Below are 19,913 nucleotides of genomic sequence, written 5' to 3'. Positions count from 1 at the left end.
AATTATTATTCAGGAAAATAGCGGAGAAAAACGCTAAACCGCGATCAGACTAACGACGGCCTTTCCAATAACCCGAAGTTTGGTGCCAAATTTTGCCGCCAGAAAGCATGATATTCCTCAGGCTGTCTTTCCCGATGATATTGAGATGTGGAATAGAACTCAGGAGCGAATAACGATCAGAGCCTTCACTCATTCCCTCAGCCAGGATCTTGCAGATAATGTGACTTGGCGTGACACCAAAGCCTGAATAGCCCTGCACATAGAACACATTATTATATTTAGGCAGGGAACCTATTTGCGGGAATAAATTAGCGCTGCAACATAATGGCCCACCCCATGCCAGTTCTATTTTTACGTCTTTCAGGTAAGGGAAGGTTTTCAGCATGAGATTACGGTTCCACGCTTTTAAATCAGAAGGCATATATTCAATAAAATGTGTCGCACTGCCGTATAACAAACGGTTTTCTTTGGTGACACGATAGTAATCAATGACAGGGCTAATATCGCTGTATGCCCCACGAATCGGGCTTATTCTGTCAATCAACGCTTCCGGCAGCGCTTCTGTCATCAGTTGGAAAGCATAAGTATTGATGGTTTTTCTGTAGATCGTGGATTCAAGTTCTTTATCCAAAAAGCCATTACATGCCCACAGCAGCTTGCTGGCACGAACTGAACCTGTTGCTGTACGCACTGTGACCCTTGAGCCATATTCGACATGCAAAACCTGACTGTTTTCAAAAATCTTGACGCCATATTCTGTGGCAGCCTTGGCTTCTCCCAACAACAAATTGAGTGAATGAACATGCCCGGCTCCCATATGTTTCAGTGCACTGGTATAGCGGTCTGAACCAATGACTTTTTTAACATCAGCACCAGTATAAAGCTCAATGTCTTCACCCGGGGAAGCAGCACGAAACTCTTTCAACCAGCCATGTAGCGTTTTATCATGCCGTGAGTTCCAGCCAAGATAAGCATAACCTCGACAAAAATCTGCCTGAATATCATATTTGGCAATTCGGTCACGAATAATTCCAGCCCCCAAGTTGCTGATTTTAAATATGGTTTTCAGACCTTCTTCACCAATATGGCGTTTAATCTTATCCAGGTCATGACCAATACCTGCCATGACCTGCCCACCATTGCGACCGGTGCCCCCGTATCCCAAAGTCCGGCCTTCCAAGATAGCAATGTTGGTGATCCCTTTTTCAGCGAGTTCCAATGCCGTATTAATACCAGAGAACCCTCCACCAATGATAACAACGTCAACATCCAGATCTTCTGTCAGCATGGGAAAGTGGAGATCATATTTTTTAGTTGCCGCATAGTATGTTAATGAATCAAGTTTATTATTCATGTTATACCCCGTGAGCATCTGCCAAAAATATTAACAAGTTAATAAAGTGATACCGAATAGCTGCTGATGCATTTCCTGACTGGGTATATATGAATCATATGCGCTTAAAATGCTCAAACCATTTGTTGCTACCATGTTAATGGAGTCACAATTATTTAAATATTAATTAAAGAATCATGATCTTTATGTTTTCGTTTTGTGATAAACCGAAGGGGTATTTCTTCGGATCCTGAATTATTCTGGCAAGGGATATTTGCAGATGTATCCAATAAATGTCTGGCTGTCATAAAACCGCCAATTGAAAGATGAAAGGTCTAAAAGGAAAACATATGTTACCCAAGAAAATTATCCTTGATTGCGACCCTGGGCATGATGATGCGATTGCTCTCCTGCTTGCCCACGGAAACCCGAATATTGAGCTGTTGGCTGTGACGACCGTCGTTGGCAACCAAACTTTGAGTAAAGTCACCCACAATGCGCTTTGCGTTGCCCGCATTGCCAATATTCGCGATGTTCCTTTCGCCGCAGGATGCCACCGTCCACTGGTTCGGGAAATCAAGAATGCGCCGGACATTCATGGCGAAACGGGTCTGGATGGCCCTAGCTTGCCTGAACCCGCCATGAGGCTGGATGCCCGTCATGCCGTGGATTTACTCATTGATGTGATTATGGAAAATCCCCCTAAGAGTGTGACCTTGGTTCCGACTGCCGGGCTGACGAATATCGCTATGGCGGCACGTAAAGCTCCGCAGATCGTGGAACGGGTGAAAGAAGTGGTACTCATGGGAGGTGGCTATCACAAAGGGAACAGAAGTGCGGTTGCTGAATTTAATATTTTGATCGACCCGGAAGCTGCACACATTGTTTTTAATGAAAAATGGCCCCTGACAATGGTCGGTTTGGATCTCACTCATCAAGCCCAGGCAACACCTGACGTTATCGGGGAGATCGCCCGGATTAAAACGCGCTCTTCTCAATTCGTTTTAGATGCACTGAAATTTTATGGCGATAGGTATCGTGAGCATCAGGGATTTGGCTATCCTCCGGTACATGATCCCTGTGCGGTGGCCTATGTGATCGATCCTACGGTCATGACGACCCAAAAAGTCCCCGTTAATATTGAACTAGCAGGCACCTTAACAACCGGTATGACCGTTGCAGATTTCCGCTTTCCGCCACCGGAAGATTGCCACACGCAAGTTGCCGTCAAATTGGATCAAGCCAAATTCTGGCAGCTCGTGATTGATGCCCTGAAAAATATCGGCGAAACCGTCTATTGATTCCACCGTCTATTGAGTTCAAGGTGCACAAACCTAAAAAATGACAGATCCCGCAGAGTCGCTTCATGATTACGCCCAATTATCTTTTAGCCACTGAAAGCATTCCCTGATTCAGTGGCTAAAAGAAGTCCCATCCCACTAATCTGATCCCCATCAAAACGGCACTGCATAAGATCAAGAACAGTGTGGCATATTGCAAAATACGGTCAGGCACGCGCTTCATCAAATAGTTGGCAAAGGGCATAGACAGCAAAGACCCCACAAACAGTACCAGCGCCAGTTTCCAATGGGTATACCCGCCCTGTGCATACGCCAAAGCAGATGAACCCGATAGCATCATGGTGACAAAAAGAGATACGCCAATGGCCTGTTTTATATTCATCCGGGCATAACGCAGCAGCAATGGCAACACCACGATTCCACCCCCCACTCCCGTCGCTCCCAATACCAATCCGGCGCCTGTGCCGGGCAATAAAAGCGATTTAATCAGCCCCGATGGAGGATATGTGTCATCCACCTGTAACTGTGTTTGACGTATTCGGCGGTAAAAAAGATACAGGGAAAATAAGATAGCCAAGACAACCAACACATTGATTCCCCATTCAATTTGTACCTGATGGTGGCTCAAGTGACTTAACAGCGTGACACCATAACTGGCCAACACCGTGCTGGGTATCATGATTAACAGAATCATCAAAGATCGGCGGAGGGGAATATTTCCCATGCGAAAATGCATATAAGAAGATGACATTTTCATCAGCATTGAAAGAAAATTTGCCGTTGCGACAGCGGCCAATGCATCCAATCCAAAAAAATAAGTCAGGATCGGCAGGATTATCACACCGCCACCCACACCCGTCGTACTGATGATCAGGCCAACAGCCGCCCCAATAGCAAGCTCAGGGATCAATAACATCATCTCGTTTCCAATTGGAATCTAGTCCACGTTTATTCACTCACTAAATTTTCCCAACAGCGCCTTCCATTATATATGACAACCCCGCACTGCGGAGGTAAGGAAGTGTCCTGCCATGTTGAAATTTCATTGAGAAAAAATGAATATCTCCTTCATCATTCAAATGGCGTCAAAAAATTGAGTGATGAAGGAAAAAAAGAATGGCTTTTATTGCTGAGAAGTCATTGAGAAATGGTATTGATAATCGGCTTTAATGGGGAGGAAACTTTGTTTTAAAATCAAACAGAGAGTTCAGTTCAATCTGTAATCCATTAGCAATCACATAAATAATTTCTAAAGTCGGATTTCTGACGCCGCGTTCAATGCCGCTGACATAAGTTCGATCCAATCCACATTTATCGGCGAAAGCCTCCTGCGACATCCCTGCTTCTTTCCTGAGATATCTAACTCTTTGCCCAAAAAGGGATCTGATGCTGTTCGATGTTTTCATCCGATAAGTATCGATTCGTGTTACTTATCCGACCACGGACTATGAGTCACGTTTCAATTTGAGTTATGCTATGATATGTGACTTATAGTCTACTGGTTAATAACTTACTTTTTAATTGAAAAAACAAGAGATAATTGGAGAGTTTGAGGATGGAAAAAAAAGACTGGCATTCCGCTGATATCATCGCTGAATTGAAAAAGCGCGGAACAACATTGTCAGAAGTATCACGGGAAGCAGGGCTTGCATCATCGACCCTTGCCAACGCGTTACAACGACATTGGCCGAAAGGCGAACGCCTTATCGCGGCAGCATTGGAGCGCACGCCAGAAGAAATATGGCCTTCGCGCTATGAAAGAAGCTAATCAATTAGAACCCAGCCCAGTGCTGGGTTATTTATTAACCATCAATGACGAGCCATCAACTCGCTAGCTTTAAACCAACAATACCGGCGACAATCAAAACAAGGCTCAAAACCCTGGCAAAACTCGCCGATTCCCCCAGTACCATAATGCCAAAAATGGCCGTTCCCACGGCACCAATGCCCGTCCACACGGCATACGCGGTTCCTACGGGCAGATTTTTCATGGCATAAGCCAAAAGACCCATACTGACAACCATCGCACTGATCGTCATTAAACTCGGCATCAAACGTGAAAAACCCTGCGTATATTTCAGGCCCACAGCCCACACCACTTCCAGCAAGCCCGCAATAAGAAGGATCAACCAAGACATATCTTCCCTTTATCTGATGATAAGTGGGGTCGTCCCCAATGAGATGACGTTTATCCGGGCCGTCCCGGATAACGATAAGAAATGAAACCGGATTATAGCTACCCGATCAGATAGCAGCAATCATAACGGCCGATTGGTCAAAACAAAAAAAACCGCAGCCTCTGGACGAAGAGGCCACGGTTTTTCTAGAATAGCGAACGCGATTATTTCACGCGAGAAACGTATTCGTTAGAACGGGTATCGACTTTAATGACTTCACCGATCTGTACAAACAGAGGAACTTTTACCACCGCACCCGTACTCAGGGTTGCGGGTTTACCACCCGTACCGGCGGTATCACCTTTCAGACCAGGATCGGTTTCAACGATTTCCAGTTCAACGAAGTTCGGTGGCGTTACAGCGATAGGGCGGCCATCCCACAGAGTCAGAATACATTCTGCCTGATCGATCAGCCATTTTGCATTGTCACCAACGGCTTTCGCATCCGCAGCCAACTGCTCGAAAGTTTCGTTGTTCATGAAATGCCAGAATTCACCGTCGTTGTACAAATAAGTCAGGTTCATATCCATGACATCTGCACTTTCAACAGAATCTGTTGATTTAAAAGTTTTTTCCAGCAATTTGCCAGAAATCAGCTTACGAATACGAACACGGGCAAACGCCTGCCCTTTACCTGGTTTAACAAATTCACTGTCAAGAATAGCGCACGGCTCGCCATCTAACATGATTTTAAGACCTGAACGGAATTCATTGGTACTATAAGTAGCCATGGAGATCCTCTAATTTTTAACAAAATGGCTTAGCCAAAAAATGGCACACATTATAACCCATATACACCCCGTCAGAGAAGTCTGGCTACAACAACTTGCGGATGTTATTACTGATCCCAATGAATTGTTGCAACTATTGTCTTTAAACACGCATGCCATGCTGAAAGAAGGTAATAAGGCAAAGCGTTTGTTTCCTCTGCGTGTGCCAAGAGCGTTTGTTACACGAATGAAAAAGGGCGATCCGCGTGATCCTCTGCTATTGCAAGTCCTGACCTCACGGGAAGAGTTTGCTACGCCTTCTGGTTTTTCCACCGATCCATTAGATGAACAACGCAGTGTCGTTCCCGGTCTATTGCATAAATATCGCAATCGGGCTTTGCTATTGGTCAAAGGGGGATGCGCGGTTAATTGTCGTTATTGCTTCCGTCGTCATTTCCCGTATGAGGATAACAAAGGTAACAAAAACAACTGGCAGCTTGCCCTGGACTATATTGAACAACACCCTGAGCTTGACGAAATTATTTTCTCCGGTGGTGATCCCCTCATGGCTAAGGATCATGAACTGGACTGGTTAATCAGTCGCATTGAATCCATTCCACACATTAAACGGTTACGTATCCATACCCGTTTGCCGGTGGTGATCCCTGAAAGAATCACGCTTTCGCTGTGTAATCGTTTAGCTCAATCCCATTTGCAAGTGGTTATGGTGACCCATATCAACCATGCCAATGAAATTGATGATGCCTTGCGGGAAAGCATGATGCGGCTAAAACAGGCGGGCGTGACGCTGCTGAATCAAAGTGTGATGCTGCGTGACATCAATGATAATGCCGATACCTTAGCGGATTTGAGCAATGCCCTGTTCGACGCAGGTATTTTGCCTTACTACATCCACGTTCTGGATAGAGTTCAAGGCGCTGCCCATTTTCTCGTGGAGGATGAGGAGGCGAAAGCCATCATGCGGGAATTATTGTCGAAAGTATCCGGCTATTTAATACCTTGTCTGGCCAGAGAGATTGGTGGAGAACCCAGCAAAACGCCTCTGGATTTAGGGCTGGGATAAAACTAGCGTGACTTGCCACCTCCGTCCATCACCGAGTTGGTGAACGTGATCATTAAAGATCTTCTGGAATGGGCAGCGCACAGAAGCCAAACGTATATGCAACTTCCGCTCTTTCGAAACGTTTTTTCTGAGCATTGCCCAAGCCTATCTTCTACTTTTTTTCATTAGTACCTAAGGGCACTTATAGACTTGACCCACCATTTTGCTATCAAGAGGCACAAAACTACCCAGCAGATTCTCCGATGGACTGTTGACACCAGAGATAACATTTCCACCTATTTCCGCCGCTTTATTGCGTAAGTCATTGGCGGCACTGCGCATGGAACTACTCTCACTACTGACACCATTGAGCCAATTGCTTTGAGTACCGGTAACCTCACCTAACCGTTGGCACTCACTGCCAGGCTGAGTCTCCACAAAATGCACACTGGCACCTGCAGAGGTTAATTGATGATTTGCAGTACACCCTGCCAATAATAATACTGACGCACCAAGCCAAATTTTGATTCGCATAACTTCCCTCATGGATTATAGGAACTTTACCGTGGTGATAAATATACCCTTCTGTCTTCCATTAAGACAAAAAAATAAAAAGGCGAGCAGGTTTCCCTGCTCGCCTTCAAAGAGTTTTATCCTATCGGATGGAAATTCCATCATAGGGTGAACAGCACGTCGGGTAGCAGCAGTACATTACTGCACCACCGCCCCCTAAGAACCGTACGTGCAAGTTTCCCTGCATACGGCTCAAGCCTTTATAAGCCTTCACTACTGTTTAGGCCGGCAACAATTATTTACTTTACCACATGTTTCAGAGACATTCGCGGAAGCTAAATCAACCTCAGGATATAATTCAAGTACAGCTTTATCTTCTGCATTATTGTGACCATAGCAAAGCGGTACGATATACCAGCCCTTGTCACTTCCTTCTGCCTTTTTCACATGGGCTCCAACCGTAGCTAATTCATCACAACCTTTAACACTACAAATGCCAGCTTGATAGCCATTGATCTTCTCCCAGTGACCTAACCATCCACCCTCACATTTGCAAGAATTGTCGCTTGTGCCATTTATGTTCTTAACTTTCATTTCTTTTATTTCCTATATCAGATTTAATAAATTAGTGCTTTTCCTAAACATCAACAAATACAGGTAAGCATTTATTCATATCTGCATGGCTAGGGTAAAATTCAAGTATTATAAGAACATTTATTGTGCAACAGCCTGTGACAATTAGGATGCAACATTACCAAGTTATCAATTTCATCTCCGCCACCATCTGTTCTTCGAATGATGTGATGGATATCCCAATCTTCATCATTATTAAACATTTGTCCGCAGATTGAACATCGATATCGTTGGCGTTCCCAGATCGTCCGCAATTTTCCGAGATAGAGTTTGTTTTCCTTCCAGTGCTTAATCTGGCGCTGTTCGAAATATAACTCATCATTGCGATCGTAGAGATTAACCTCCGATTTTATCTTGATATGCCGCTTAATCGGGATATCTTTACTCCTGAGCAATCGAGCTAACTTGCCCTGAGTATCAACACACTGGAATACCCATTGTTCGCCGCCAACTGCGTGAAAATATTTATCTTTCACCCAGTGTTTATTGCGGTTTTGATGCTTACGACAGCACCAACGCCAAAGGAGCCTCCAGACACGATAGTCCACATAGCCAAATGTTTCTTTAGCCACAACATGGCGATGATAATTTGCCCAGCCACGTAAAACCGGATTGAGCAACCGGATCAATACATCCTGTCTGACCATCAAATTACTTCTGACTATGCCTCGAAGTTTCTGAAGATGATTTCGCAAGTTTTTCTTACTCGGCTTGATTAACATCTTGCCCCGATACTTACGTAAGTTTTGCCCCAAAAAATCGAACCCATCTGCAATATGCGTTATCACCGTTTTTTCTAGTGACAATTGCAGCCCTCGCTCCGCCATAAAGGCTTCAACTAAAGGTTTGACTTCATTTTCAAGTAGCTCTTTCGAGATCCCCGTAATAATGAAATCATCTGCATAACGAACATAATTGACTTTGGTCTTATAACTGGCTTTAGTATTCTTTTTCCCAAAATGGGTTTCGAGTACCTTTTCCAGCCCATCCAATGCCATATTAGCCAGCACTGGTGAGATAATTCCCCCTTGTGGGGTTCCTGCCTCGGTCGGAAACAGACGATTAGACTCTATGAATCCCGATCTTAACCATTTTCTGAGTACTTGTTTGTCCAATGGAATATTGGCAAGTAACCATTCATGGTCAATGTTGTCAAAACACCCCTTGATATCACCTTCCATGACCCATTCAGAAGATGTTTTTCGACTGAGATTAACAAAACATTGCTCAATCGCATCTGCCGTAGAGCGCATAGGACGGAAACCATAGCTATTTCGGTCTGCAGTTGTCTCTGCCACTGGCTCAAGAGCCAATAAGTAGAGCGCCTGCATTGCTCGATCCAGCATGGTAGGTATGCCCAGAGGGCGTAACTTACCATTGGCTTTAGGAATATAAACTCGACGTAATGGTTTAGGCTTATAACCTGTCCGCTTCAGTCGATCTATTGCCCGCCATTTTGTTTCAGGCGTGTTCCACAACTCCCCATCAACACCAGCCGTTTTCTTGCCTCGGTTTTCAGTGACTCGTCTGACTGCCAATGCCTTGGCTGCAAACGAGCGAGTCAGCATTCGTTGTAAGGTTTTCACCTTACGCCAACGCCGCTCTTTCGTCGCCTTCGCGATTCGAACCTGTAGCTCTCTAACCTGCCGCGTTACTCGATACCAATTAATGGTATGCCAGCTTTGCGCTTGGTTGGAGAATGCAGGTACGTTAGTTTCAGTACTCATCTTGCCACTCTCCTCAGTATCTTAGGAAAAGAATCCCTGATGAGAGGCAGATAAATTTCCCCCATACGGGAGAATTATCTGCTCCCGCAGGGGGTAAGTGAGTGGTAACCCACTTCACCTAGTTTCTTATGTACCTTAGAACGCTTTACAAGCCTTCACACGATTAAAGACCAGTCGGAAGTCTGCCCCGTTTCCAGTAGAGGAACCTTTAACCCCTTATCCACTCCATTACAGAATGGCATTCGCTTTCTCCGACCTCCTTTACCCGCACTTTTAACAGCTCGTCTTACGACTTACCTGCCACAAGGGCAAAAATACGGGCTTACCGAGTTCCATGCTAATGACACGGATCACTTAGGCTCTGCCAATACACCGAAGGTCTGATGGCAACGTATTCCCAGATGTAAGAGGAATAGCCGACCTTGTACCTTTTGGTCACAGCATATCAGTAGCTTATGCTGCTTGCGGCTGACGGTGCTTTTTAGCAGTTCACTTAACATTAACCTTATGATCCAGCCTAGCCTCTCATCCACCTGCTACTAGTGAAATCTATTGCCCACCTCACGGAGAGACGATACCTGAAATTCAGGGAGTACATTGTCAGGACGCTTGGCACCCCACCATTACTGATGACGCACTGTCCCTAGGCTACTGTTAGTTGCATAACAGGTCTGCTTCTGTACTTAAAATAACAGGCACAGTCAGACAATCATTAGCACAGCTTCACACCGGTAGGTGCTTATGTTTTGATAGAAAAGGATATTCCCGTTACATCACAACAGCCTGAGGAAGTTGCTTCAACGTGTATCATTCGCTTTCGCGGGGATATAGACTTGCGCCCATACCTGAAATCGGACTCCATACGGAGACCGATATTCGGGCCTGGAAACAAGCCCGAATATCGGGTTTTATCAAATGCTATTTCGGCGGGTTGGTTAGCGACCACTACTATAAAAGTTAGTACTCACTATGGACGTAGCCCGCTAGGTTAGCTACCTACGCGACTCTCGTCGCACTACATCATGCCGCCCATTCCACCCATACCGCCCATGCCACCAGCAGCACCTAAGTCAGCTTTGTCATCTTTAGGCAGTTCAGTCACCATGGCTTCGGTGGTGATCATCAGACCCGCGATAGAAGCTGCGAACTGCAGTGCAGAACGAGTGACTTTAGTTGGGTCCAGGATACCCATGTCGATCATATCGCCGTACTGTTCAGTTGCTGCGTTATAACCGTAGTTGTCTTTACCTGCTTTCACGTTGTTGACAACAACAGAAGGTTCTTCACCTGCGTTGTCTACGATCTGACGCATTGGCGCTTCCATTGCACGCAGTGCAACACGGATACCCACGTTCTGATCTTCGTTGTCACCAGTCAGCTCAGTGATAGCCGCGGCAACACGTACCAGTGCAACACCACCACCGGCAACAACACCTTCTTCCACAGCCGCACGCGTTGCATGCAGTGCATCGTCAACGCGAGCGCGTTTTTCTTTCATTTCAACTTCAGTTGCTGCGCCAACTTTGATAACAGCAACACCGCCTGCCAGTTTAGCGACACGCTCTTGCAGTTTTTCACGGTCGTAGTCAGAAGTGGATTCTTCGATTTGCTGACGGATTTGAGTAACACGTGCAGCGATTGCACCTTCTTCACCAACGCCATCAATGATAATAGTGGTGTCTTTATTGATAACAATACGTTTTGCCTGACCCAGATCTTCCAGAGTCGCTTTTTCCAGCTCCAGACCAATCTCTTCAGAGATAACTGTACCATTAGTCAGGGTAGCGATATCTTGCAGCATGGCTTTACGGCGATCACCGAAGCCCGGTGCTTTGACCGCAGCCACTTTCACGATACCACGCATGTTGTTAACAACCAGAGTGGCCAACGCTTCACCTTCAACATCTTCAGCGATGATAACCAACGGCTTGCTTGCCTTGGCTACGCCTTCCAGAACTGGCAACAGTTCACGGATGTTAGAGATTTTCTTGTCAACCAGCAGGATGTATGGGTTTTCCAGCTCAACAGAACCTGATTCTGGTTTGTTGATGAAATAAGGGGACAGGTAACCACGGTCGAACTGCATACCTTCAACAACATCCAGTTCGTCTTCCAGGCCAGTACCTTCTTCAACGGTGATTACACCTTCTTTACCGACTTTGTCCATCGCTTCTGCGATCAGTTTACCTACCGTTTCGTCGGAGTTTGCAGAGATTGTACCAACCTGCGCAATGGCAGTGGAATCAGAGCAAGGTACGGACAGTTTTTTCAGTTCTTCCACGGCAGAAATAACCGCTTTATCGATGCCGCGTTTCAGATCCATTGGGTTCATGCCAGCAGCAACAGCTTTCAGACCTTCGGTGACAATAGCTTGAGCCAGAACTGTTGCAGTAGTCGTACCATCGCCCGCCGCATCATTGGCTTTAGAGGCGACTTCTTTAACCATCTGTGCGCCCATGTTCTCGAATTTGTCTTCCAATTCGATTTCACGTGCTACAGAGACACCGTCTTTAGTGATAACAGGTGCACCGAAAGATTTATCCAAAACTACGTTACGGCCTTTAGGCCCCAGAGTGACTTTAACTGCATCAGACAGTACATTCACACCACGTAACATTTTGCTGCGAGCATCATTACCAAATTTTACGTCTTTAGCTGCCATTGTATCTTTCCTTTAAATTCGTTCAATTAAGAAGATCTGAGCGTAAGATATTCAATTACGCTTCAACAATTGCCAGAATGTCGCTTTCAGACATGATCAACACTTCTTCGTTATCGATCTTTTCTGTTTTAACGCCGTAACCTTCATTAAAAATGACGGTATCACCCACTTTTACATCCAGCGCCTTCACTTCCCCGTTTTCAAGGATGCGACCATTGCCAACGGCCAGAATTTCCCCACGGGTAGATTTGCCCGCAGCAGAGCCAGTCAGAACAATCCCGCCAGCGGATTTTGATTCAACTTCGGTACGCTTGACGATAACGCGGTCATGTAATGGACGAATTTTCATTGAGAGATCTCCTATAAATAAAGTCCATATTAGGTAAGAGGATTGATACCAGAACCCAACAGAACCAGTACCATGAAGCTACAAGTTGGGGCTTAAGATCAGTACTTCAAGGGCAAGCGACAAAAAATATTTTACTTTTTTCTTACCGACTGAAATTTCAACCCAGTAAACTCGATTATCTTTTATCCTGCCCACTGCCATGCCCATCGTGATTATTCTGATCACCTGGTTTCTGACTCCCCAATTTATCGGAAGCGTCATCCTGCCTGCGCTCATACTCTCCCTCAAAAGTTTGTCCGTCCTGATGATTCGGGCCATGAAAGTTATTGGGACGGTAAAAAGTGATGTGGGACAATAACTTGGCTGTCAGGCGCTTCTGTACCGGGGAGAGTAACAACAGTAACCCAAGAAAATCGGTGAAAAAACCGGGTAATATCAGCAAAAAACCCGCAATGACCAGAGAAACACTTTTGACCGCTTCTTCGGCAGGACTTTCACCTGCGGCTATTTTTTGCTGCATGGACATGAAATTCTTGATGCCCTGATTACGCACAAGGGACACACCAAGACAAGAGGTAAGAACAACCAGCAATAGAGTCAGCAAAACTCCGACTTCAGAGGCAATCCGAACAAACAGGACAGACTCGATGTAAACCAGCAGGCATATAAGAACAAGTGGGAGCCAGCGCACGTGGTTCTCCTTTCATTATTTATTTATCGTTCATGCGATTTATCGTTCATATTGTGTCAGGCATACAGGGCAAAACACACAATACGACATTAGATCACATAATGTGGGGGTAATAGTCACTGTTTTCAATACTTCAGAGACTTGACTTTCCATCTCTGTAATCGTGACCTCAATCACACATATGTGATTTCATTAATAAAATAGCACTATAAAGTGATCCAGGTTCAAGGCATTTATCATAAATCCACATATGATCGCGCAGACAATTCCATGATAAGTGATTAATATCAAGGCAATTGTCGTCGGCAACATTATTTTAAACAAACACGTAATAGAACAGTAAAAAACGTATCCAATTTAAGAAGGTTCTCATGTCAAACAACATTCGTATCGAAGAAGACCTATTAGGTAAACGAGAAGTTCCTGCTGAAGCCTACTACGGTATTCACACTCTACGTGCGATTGAAAATTTTTATATCAGTGACCGTACCATCAACGATGTCCCGGAATTCATTCGTGGTATGGTAATGGTGAAAAAAGCAGCGGCACTGGCAAACAAAGAGCTTCATACTATTTCAGGAAAAGTAGCGGACATTATTGTTAAAGCCTGTGATGAACTCCTCAACACCGGCAAGTGCATGGATCAATTCCCTGTTGATGTTTTTCAAGGTGGCGCAGGTACTTCTTTGAATATGAATACCAATGAGGTACTGGCAAATATCGGTCTGGAATTGATGGGTCATCAAAAAGGCGAATATGAGTACCTGAACCCCAATGATCACCTGAATAGAAGCCAGTCAACCAACGATGCTTATCCTACTGGATTCCGCATTGCTGTCTATAACTCATTGATGCAACTCATTGATTCCATTGAGTTACTGAAAGCCGGGTTCGACCGAAAAGGCGCTGAATTCGACGATATCCTGAAAATGGGACGTACCCAGCTACAAGACGCGGTTCCAATGACGCTGGGTCAGGAATTCCGTGCTTTCTCCATTTTGTTGAAAGAAGAGATCAAAAACATCTCCCGCACAGCAGAGCTGTTGCTGGAAGTGAACCTCGGCGCGACGGCAATCGGCACGGGTTTGAACACTGCGCCAGGTTACCAAAAACTGGTCGTTGAAAAATTGGCCGAAGTCACAGGATTACCTTGCCAGCCAGCAGAAGATTTGATCGAAGCGACTTCCGACTGCGGCGCTTACGTTATGGTGCACAGTGCCTTGAAACGCCTGGCGGTTAAGATGTCCAAGATTTGTAACGACTTGCGTCTGCTCTCTTCCGGCCCTCGCGCTGGACTGAATGAGATCAACCTGCCAGAATTGCAGGCCGGTTCTTCCATCATGCCAGCGAAAGTTAACCCCGTGGTGCCAGAAGTCGTTAACCAAGTGTGCTTTAAAGTTATTGGTAACGATATCTGCATTACTATGGCAGCAGAAGCGGGCCAGTTGCAGCTTAACGTCATGGAACCCGCGATTGGTCAGGCAATGTTTGAATCGATGTCCATCCTGAGCAATGCATGCCGCAATCTGGTTGAGAAATGTGTCGATGGTATTACCGCCAATAAAGCCGTATGCGAAAGTTTCGTATTCAACTCTATCGGTATCGTCACTTACCTGAACCCATTCATTGGTCACCACAATGGCGATATCGTGGGCAAGATCTGTGCTGAAACCGGTAAAAGTGTTCGTGAAGTCGTGCTTGAGCGCGGTTTGCTGACCGAAGCTGAATTAGATGATATTTTCTCCGTTGAGAACCTAAAACATCCAACTTATAAAGCAAAACGTTTTGATGACTAATTAAATGTTTATAATAACAAGTTCGTCTTAATTATAAGGCACGCTATTCCAACCGGGAGCGTGCCTTTTTAATTTTCTGCAAACACAAATCATTAACCATAGATTTTCATAAAATCAAATAAAAGTAGGAGTATTTAACATGTTAGCCGTAGAATTGGTTATTGTTCTGCTGGCCATCTTTCTGGGGGCAAGATTAGGAGGAATAGGCATTGGTTTCGCGGGCGGGATTGGTGTTCTGATTCTGGCCGCCATCGGGGTTAAACCAGGCAGTATTCCATTTGATGTTATCTCAATTATCATGGCCGTCATTGCTGCGATATCCGCTATGCAAGTGGCAGGAGGACTGGATTATCTCGTTCAGCAGACTGAAAAATTACTGCGCAGGAATCCCAAATACATCACCATCCTGGCACCGATCGTCACTTATTTTCTGACGTTATTTGCAGGTACAGGGAACATCTCACTGGCAACATTGCCTGTGATTACAGAAGTCGCCAAAGAGCAGGGCATAAAACCCTGCCGCCCACTCTCCACAGCGGTTGTCGCAGCCCAGATTGGCATCACCGCCTCGCCCATTTCTGCGGCTGTTGTCTATATGGCATCCATTATGGAAGGACAGGGCATCAGTTATATCCATCTGTTAATGGTAGTATTGCCTTCAACATTTCTCGCCATCATCCTGATGTCATTCATTATTTCATGGCTTTTTGATTCCAGGTTATCGAATGACCCGGTTTACCAAAAACGCCTTGAAGATGGCTTGATAGAAATGCGTGGTGCCAGTCAGATTCAAATCAGACCCAAAGCAAAACACGCTGTTCTGTTGTTCCTGCTGGGGGTTGTTGGTGTTGTCATTTATGCGATTATCAATAGTCCGGGAGTCGGCCTCGTTGAAAAACCGCTGATGAACACCACCAATGCGATTTTGATCATCATGCTCAGTGTCGCTACCCTCACCACGATTGTTTGCTCCGTCGATACTGATGCCATCCTGAACTCAAGCACGTTTAAGGCAGGTATGAGTGCGTGTATCTGTATCTTGGGGGTGGCATGGCTGGGAGATACTTTTGTACAGGCCAATCTTGCTTGGATCAAGGAAACGGCCGGGAGTTTGATTCATGCTCAACCGTGGCTGCTGGCGGTCATTTTCTTCTTTTGTTCGGCTTTGCTTTATTCACAAGCCGCAACAGCAAAAGCCCTGATGCCAATGGCTCTGGCACTGCATGTCACGCCATTAACAGCCATCGCATCTTTCTCTGCGGTGTCGGGTCTGTTTATCCTGCCAACTTATCCAACATTAGTTGCAGCCGTACAGATGGATGATACCGGCACGACTCGTATCGGGCGTTTTGTCTTCAATCACCCGTTCTTTATTCCGGGCACCATTGCGGTGATTTTGGCGGTCACATTCGGTTTTCTGTTTGGTGGTTTGATCTTGTAGTTTCATCATCTCAAACAAGTAAAAACGTTATTTCAGGGGCTAACAACGCCCCTGACATCTTTTCATCGCCAAAATCTTTCCCTGTCCAAAACTTTCCCTGCCCAAAAACCGTATTGTATTAATATTAATCAAGTAACTTTCTGCCATCGGCATCATCGGTTATAGTACAGACTCAATCAATTTCACCAATCAAACCCACGATACAGGCAGGTTAAAGATTATCTTATGATGAAACGTATTCTCATGTTGTTTCTACTGTTCAGCGGCATCGTTCTGTCTCCCAACAAAGCGAGCGCACTGTTTGAGCAATCAGGGGAAAGTCTTTATCTTCCTGCTGATCGGGCATTCATGTTTGATTTTCAGCAACAAGGAAATAAACTCACTTTGAACTGGGATATCAAACCCGGTTACTATCTCTATCGAAAACAATTCAGCATTATTCCCAAACAAGCCTCATTAGGGGAAATGGTATATGCCAAGAGCGTAGATCACGAGGATGAATTCTTTGGTAAGAGCGACGTTTATTTTCAATCAGCGCGCATAGATATCCCTATTCTATCGGCCACCCATGATGCCTTTCTCCAGGTCACTTATCAGGGATGTGCAGAAGCGGGCTATTGTTATCCCCCTGAAACCTTGGACGTCCCCTTACAAGCAGTGGTGGCTTCAGCCTTACCAAAGAAGGAAACCGCAGCATCAGCCACAAAAACGTCACCCACAAAAGAGTTATCGCAAAAGGAAGACGCTCAAACCACAACCCATGACGTTCCATTTTCTCCCCTATGGGCGTTGTTGATTGGTATCGGCATTGCTTTTACCCCCTGCATATTGCCCATGTATCCGCTGATTTCCAGCATCATTCTCGGTCAGAAACGCCCCGAAAGCCTGAAACGAATATTTTGGCTCGCCATGAGTTACGTTCAGGGAATGGCGCTCACTTATACTGTGCTGGGATTAATTGTCGCGGCGGCGGGCTTGCAATTTCAGGTCGCCCTGCAAAATCCTTACATTTTGATCGGGCTATCCGTATTATTCATCTTGCTCGCCTTATCCATGTTTGGGCTATACACCTTGCAGCTTCCCTCCTCAGTCCAAACCCGTTTGGTGGATTGGAGCAACAAACAGCAAAGCGGTTCTTATATTGGCGTGTTTTTTATGGGAGCCTTAGCGGGACTGATTGCCTCCCCCTGCACGACCGCTCCTCTCAGCGCCATTTTGCTCTATATAGCCCAAAGCGGAAATACGCTGGTGGGTGGCCTGACCCTTTACCTTTATGCATTGGGCATGGGCTTACCACTTATTGCGGTCACCTTATTCGGTCACAAGCTCCTGCCCCGCAGCGGGCCGTGGATGCAATACGTTAAAGAAGCCTTCGGATTCATTATCCTCGCTCTGCCAGTATTCTTGCTGGAACGAGTATTGGGTGATAGCTGGGGCACCAGATTGTGGAGCTTATTGGCAATCTCCTTCCTTATCTGGGCTTTCGCATTAACATTAAACAGCAAAAACGGCTGGCTGCGTACCTTACAAATCCTCCTACTGGCTCTGGCCCTTATCGCTTCACGTCCTTTGCAAGATTGGATGTGGGGAACCCCTACGGCCGAGCAGCAAAAAACAGCCATCAAATTCCAACAAATCAGTGACTGGCAGGAATTGAGTCAAATTTTAACTGAAAATCGCCATCAGCCAATTATGTTGGACTTGTATGCTGACTGGTGTACAGCCTGCAAAGAGTTTGAAAAATATACTTTCAGCGATCCACAAGTACAGGCACAATTGAGTCAATTCCGCTTGTTACAGGCGAATGTCACCGATAACGGGCCAAAACAGAAAGAATTACTACACAAATTGCAGGTAATAGGGCTGCCCACTATCTTGTTCTTTGACATGCAAGGAAAGGAACCCATTGATTCACGAATTAATGGATTCATGAATGCAGAGCGTTTTAAGCAGCATATACAACATCTAAGACAACAAAAATAATCTGGAAGGAGAGCCATTGTGCAACGTGAATATGTGCTTAGTCATGCCCTGAACTTATTGGAGCAATATGGCCTATCAGCAACACTGGAGACACTTTTAACGCCCCTGAATATTGATATTGACCATATAAAACATTTTTGGCCTGATCGTGAAGCTCTGCTCTACGACTGCCTGCGCTACCACAGCCAGCAGATTGAAATCTGGCAACGCCAAATCCTACTGGACGAAGATTTGAGTCCTGAACAGAAGTTACTGGCACGCTATGATGCCCTCAAGGAAAAAGTTCAGGCACAGCGTTATCCGGGCTGCCTGTTTATTGCTGCTTGCAGCACCTTTCCTGAAACTGATCATCCAATCCACCAACTGGCAGACTTACAAAAACAAAACTCCTTCCATTATACAACCGAGTTATTACAGCAACTTGATATTGACGACATACGGCAAGTCGCCAAACAGATGGAACTTATCCTTGAAGGATGTCTCAGTAAGCTGCTCGTAAAAAGAGATCTTGAAGATGTACTGACTGCAAAATTGCTGGTTCAAGATATTCTCACCATCGCAAAATGCCGAAAAAATGGGGCATTAAGCTAATGAAAAGCTATCAAAGCCGAATAACTAGACCAAATTGGTATAAAAATACAGCGAACAATCAATTTTAATGATTTTTCCGCAGAAAGTGTTTGACGGATTTATCTGAATACGGTTTAATGCGCCCCGTTAGCCCGGATAGCTCAGTCGGTAGAGCAGGGGATTGAAAATCCCCGTGTCCTTGGTTCGATTCCGAGTCCGGGCACCATATTTTAGAGCTTGTTTGTTGAAGTTTATCAATAACTTAACAGGCAAGTGGGAAATTAGAGCCGTTAAGATTATTTTAACGAATAAGTATTCCTGCTTTGCATAAGTTGGTATATTAAAGGGCTCATATAAGAATATAGGTGAGCACATTTTTGTGGTCACCTATATTCTTATTGAAAATAACGATTTCAGTAATTGATTTTGATGTCAAATTGGGTGAATGTTAGAATTGATCCAAGAACAAACCTCCTTGTTTTTTCGTTTTGTGTCTCCACCTCCAAACCATCCTTAACTCCAATGGCACAAACAGGGCAATCCAGATGATGTTTTGCCCTCTTTTTTTTACATGAAGTTATGGATTACACAGAAATATCCATCCCCCAGTTCACCTTCCAGTTCCCGCAATAATGTTGCCTGATGGGCGTCAGATAAAAATGCTGATACAACCCTTCGGGCGTAAGCGTCCGGTGAACTCACCTTGTCCCTGCCATCAGGCGCGTGCACGCTACGGCTGATTTATCTTTCCTTTGGAGATTGAACCATGCGCCGTAACCGATACACCCCGGAACAAAAACAGCAACATGTGACCCAATGGCGCCAGACGACGCTAACCCGCAAACAGTATTGTGAACAGCATCAACTGACCCTGGCCTCCTTTCGGGACTGGATCACCGACAGTAACAAAAGACGCTCACATTCCAGCCCAACCTTACCTGCCGTCTTACCGGTTTCCCTTCAG

General features: G+C 45.3%; 20 protein-coding genes and 1 tRNA gene. 9 read left to right on the top strand and 12 right to left on the bottom strand.

Going from position 1 to position 19,913, the window contains the following annotated elements; genetic code table 11:
- Positions 1-49 precede the first annotated feature (49 nt).
- Positions 50-1,354, bottom strand: a complete 1,305-nt coding sequence (locus tag Xbed_RS15900; protein WP_086113874.1) for an NAD(P)/FAD-dependent oxidoreductase — start codon at positions 1,352-1,354, stop codon at positions 50-52.
- A gap of 329 nt (positions 1,355-1,683) precedes the next feature.
- Here Xbed_RS15900 and uriH point away from each other — a divergent pair, with 329 nt between their 5' ends.
- On the top strand, positions 1,684-2,634 hold the full coding sequence (uriH, locus tag Xbed_RS15895) for a uridine-preferring nucleoside hydrolase UriH (RefSeq protein WP_086113873.1): 951 nt from the start codon (positions 1,684-1,686) through the stop codon (positions 2,632-2,634).
- Positions 2,635-2,752: 118 nt separating this feature from the next.
- On the opposite strand, the gene Xbed_RS15890 is transcribed toward uriH, so the two are convergent.
- The gene (locus tag Xbed_RS15890; protein ID WP_086113872.1) at positions 2,753-3,550 is read right to left on the bottom strand and encodes a sulfite exporter TauE/SafE family protein; all 798 of its coding nucleotides are present in this window, start codon (positions 3,548-3,550) and stop codon (positions 2,753-2,755) included.
- 250 nt (positions 3,551-3,800) lie between these two features.
- Positions 3,801-4,040: a helix-turn-helix domain-containing protein gene (locus tag Xbed_RS15885; RefSeq protein ID WP_086113871.1), complete on the bottom strand. Its 240-nt coding sequence runs from the start codon at positions 4,038-4,040 to the stop codon at positions 3,801-3,803.
- A gap of 149 nt (positions 4,041-4,189) precedes the next feature.
- On the opposite strand from Xbed_RS15885, the gene Xbed_RS15880 reads away from it, so the two are divergent.
- The gene (locus Xbed_RS15880; protein ID WP_086113870.1) at positions 4,190-4,402 is read left to right on the top strand and encodes a helix-turn-helix domain-containing protein; all 213 of its coding nucleotides are present in this window, start codon (positions 4,190-4,192) and stop codon (positions 4,400-4,402) included.
- Positions 4,403-4,457: 55 nt separating this feature from the next.
- On the opposite strand, the gene sugE is transcribed toward Xbed_RS15880, so the two are convergent.
- A complete protein-coding gene (sugE, locus tag Xbed_RS15875; protein ID WP_086113869.1) occupies positions 4,458-4,772 on the bottom strand; it encodes a quaternary ammonium compound efflux SMR transporter SugE in 315 nt (104 codons plus the stop codon).
- Between the two features lie 203 nt (positions 4,773-4,975).
- Entirely contained in the window at positions 4,976-5,542 is a 567-nt protein-coding gene (gene efp / locus Xbed_RS15870) for an elongation factor P (protein ID WP_086113868.1), read from the bottom strand.
- A gap of 40 nt (positions 5,543-5,582) precedes the next feature.
- Here efp and epmB point away from each other — a divergent pair, with 40 nt between their 5' ends.
- The gene (gene epmB, locus Xbed_RS15865; RefSeq protein ID WP_086113867.1) at positions 5,583-6,605 is read left to right on the top strand and encodes an EF-P beta-lysylation protein EpmB; all 1,023 of its coding nucleotides are present in this window, start codon (positions 5,583-5,585) and stop codon (positions 6,603-6,605) included.
- Between the two features lie 171 nt (positions 6,606-6,776).
- Here the strand turns inward: epmB and Xbed_RS15860 are convergent, their stop codons facing one another.
- The 6 genes from Xbed_RS15860 to Xbed_RS15835 all read right to left on the bottom strand — a co-directional run bounded on the left by Xbed_RS15860 (position 6,777) and on the right by Xbed_RS15835 (position 13,159).
- Positions 6,777-7,118, bottom strand: a complete 342-nt coding sequence (locus Xbed_RS15860) for a DUF4156 domain-containing protein (RefSeq protein WP_086113866.1) — start codon at positions 7,116-7,118, stop codon at positions 6,777-6,779.
- Between the two features lie 252 nt (positions 7,119-7,370).
- Positions 7,371-7,691 carry a hypothetical protein gene (locus tag Xbed_RS15855; RefSeq protein WP_086113865.1) on the bottom strand — a complete coding sequence of 107 codons (321 nt, stop codon included), beginning with the start codon at positions 7,689-7,691 and terminating at the stop codon, positions 7,371-7,373.
- Positions 7,692-7,792: 101 nt separating this feature from the next.
- On the bottom strand, positions 7,793-9,457 hold the full coding sequence (gene ltrA, locus Xbed_RS15850) for a group II intron reverse transcriptase/maturase (protein ID WP_086113864.1): 1,665 nt from the start codon (positions 9,455-9,457) through the stop codon (positions 7,793-7,795).
- Positions 9,458-10,472: 1,015 nt separating this feature from the next.
- Positions 10,473-12,119, bottom strand: a complete 1,647-nt coding sequence (gene groL, locus Xbed_RS15845) for a chaperonin GroEL (protein WP_086113863.1) — start codon at positions 12,117-12,119, stop codon at positions 10,473-10,475.
- A gap of 55 nt (positions 12,120-12,174) precedes the next feature.
- A complete protein-coding gene (locus tag Xbed_RS15840) occupies positions 12,175-12,468 on the bottom strand; it encodes a co-chaperone GroES (protein WP_010846340.1) in 294 nt (97 codons plus the stop codon).
- Positions 12,469-12,643: 175 nt separating this feature from the next.
- Complete coding sequence (locus Xbed_RS15835; protein ID WP_086113862.1) at positions 12,644-13,159, bottom strand: FxsA family protein; 516 nt, start codon at positions 13,157-13,159, stop codon at positions 12,644-12,646.
- A 371-nt stretch (positions 13,160-13,530) separates the two neighbouring features.
- On the opposite strand from Xbed_RS15835, the gene aspA reads away from it, so the two are divergent.
- The 5 genes from aspA (at position 13,531) to Xbed_RS15810 (ending at position 19,175) form a co-directional block, all read left to right on the top strand.
- Positions 13,531-14,955 (top strand): aspartate ammonia-lyase, encoded by a 1,425-nt coding sequence (aspA, locus tag Xbed_RS15830; RefSeq protein WP_086113861.1) that lies wholly within the window; start codon positions 13,531-13,533, stop codon positions 14,953-14,955.
- Positions 14,956-15,094: 139 nt separating this feature from the next.
- Positions 15,095-16,396 (top strand): anaerobic C4-dicarboxylate transporter, encoded by a 1,302-nt coding sequence (locus Xbed_RS15825; RefSeq protein WP_086113860.1) that lies wholly within the window; start codon positions 15,095-15,097, stop codon positions 16,394-16,396.
- A 225-nt stretch (positions 16,397-16,621) separates the two neighbouring features.
- Positions 16,622-18,379 (top strand): protein-disulfide reductase DsbD, encoded by a 1,758-nt coding sequence (locus Xbed_RS15820; RefSeq protein WP_086113859.1) that lies wholly within the window; start codon positions 16,622-16,624, stop codon positions 18,377-18,379.
- A gap of 18 nt (positions 18,380-18,397) precedes the next feature.
- Positions 18,398-18,970: a division control transcriptional repressor DicD gene (gene dicD, locus Xbed_RS15815; protein ID WP_086113858.1), complete on the top strand. Its 573-nt coding sequence runs from the start codon at positions 18,398-18,400 to the stop codon at positions 18,968-18,970.
- Between the two features lie 129 nt (positions 18,971-19,099).
- A tRNA-Phe gene (locus Xbed_RS15810) sits at positions 19,100-19,175 on the top strand.
- A gap of 341 nt (positions 19,176-19,516) precedes the next feature.
- Here Xbed_RS15810 and Xbed_RS20540 read toward each other — a convergent pair.
- Positions 19,517-19,651 (bottom strand): hypothetical protein, encoded by a 135-nt coding sequence (locus tag Xbed_RS20540; RefSeq protein WP_279625534.1) that lies wholly within the window; start codon positions 19,649-19,651, stop codon positions 19,517-19,519.
- Between the two features lie 64 nt (positions 19,652-19,715).
- Here Xbed_RS20540 and tnpA point away from each other — a divergent pair.
- Positions 19,716-19,913, top strand: a 198-nt coding sequence (gene tnpA, locus Xbed_RS15805; protein WP_139837510.1) for an IS66 family insertion sequence element accessory protein TnpA, incomplete at its 3' end; no start/stop codon positions are given.

The organism is Xenorhabdus beddingii, assembly GCF_002127545.1.
In the GTDB taxonomy this organism is placed as follows: Bacteria; Pseudomonadota; Gammaproteobacteria; order Enterobacterales; family Enterobacteriaceae; genus Xenorhabdus; species Xenorhabdus beddingii.
The sequence above is the reverse complement of the archived record's forward strand: the minus strand, read 5'-3'. Positions and strand labels throughout refer to the sequence as shown.

What these genes read in the sequence shown, in the direction of transcription:
- Xbed_RS15900 (WP_086113874.1), bottom strand. Translation starts at nt 1,354, where the DNA reads ATGAATAATAAACTTGATTCATTAACATACTATGCGGCAACTAAAAAA.
- uriH (WP_086113873.1), top strand. Translation starts at nt 1,684, where the DNA reads ATGTTACCCAAGAAAATTATCCTTGATTGCGACCCTGGGCATGATGAT.
- Xbed_RS15890 (WP_086113872.1), bottom strand. Translation starts at nt 3,550, where the DNA reads ATGTTATTGATCCCTGAGCTTGCTATTGGGGCGGCTGTTGGCCTGATC.
- Xbed_RS15885 (WP_086113871.1), bottom strand. Translation starts at nt 4,040, where the DNA reads ATGAAAACATCGAACAGCATCAGATCCCTTTTTGGGCAAAGAGTTAGA.
- Xbed_RS15880 (WP_086113870.1), top strand. Translation starts at nt 4,190, where the DNA reads ATGGAAAAAAAAGACTGGCATTCCGCTGATATCATCGCTGAATTGAAA.
- sugE (WP_086113869.1), bottom strand. Translation starts at nt 4,772, where the DNA reads ATGTCTTGGTTGATCCTTCTTATTGCGGGCTTGCTGGAAGTGGTGTGG.
- efp (WP_086113868.1), bottom strand. Translation starts at nt 5,542, where the DNA reads ATGGCTACTTATAGTACCAATGAATTCCGTTCAGGTCTTAAAATCATG.
- epmB (WP_086113867.1), top strand. Translation starts at nt 5,583, where the DNA reads ATGGCACACATTATAACCCATATACACCCCGTCAGAGAAGTCTGGCTA.
- Xbed_RS15860 (WP_086113866.1), bottom strand. Translation starts at nt 7,118, where the DNA reads ATGCGAATCAAAATTTGGCTTGGTGCGTCAGTATTATTATTGGCAGGG.
- Xbed_RS15855 (WP_086113865.1), bottom strand. Translation starts at nt 7,691, where the DNA reads ATGAAAGTTAAGAACATAAATGGCACAAGCGACAATTCTTGCAAATGT.
- ltrA (WP_086113864.1), bottom strand. Translation starts at nt 9,457, where the DNA reads ATGAGTACTGAAACTAACGTACCTGCATTCTCCAACCAAGCGCAAAGC.
- groL (WP_086113863.1), bottom strand. Translation starts at nt 12,119, where the DNA reads ATGGCAGCTAAAGACGTAAAATTTGGTAATGATGCTCGCAGCAAAATG.
- Xbed_RS15840 (WP_010846340.1), bottom strand. Translation starts at nt 12,468, where the DNA reads ATGAAAATTCGTCCATTACATGACCGCGTTATCGTCAAGCGTACCGAA.
- aspA (WP_086113861.1), top strand. Translation starts at nt 13,531, where the DNA reads ATGTCAAACAACATTCGTATCGAAGAAGACCTATTAGGTAAACGAGAA.
- Xbed_RS15825 (WP_086113860.1), top strand. Translation starts at nt 15,095, where the DNA reads ATGTTAGCCGTAGAATTGGTTATTGTTCTGCTGGCCATCTTTCTGGGG.
- Xbed_RS15820 (WP_086113859.1), top strand. Translation starts at nt 16,622, where the DNA reads ATGATGAAACGTATTCTCATGTTGTTTCTACTGTTCAGCGGCATCGTT.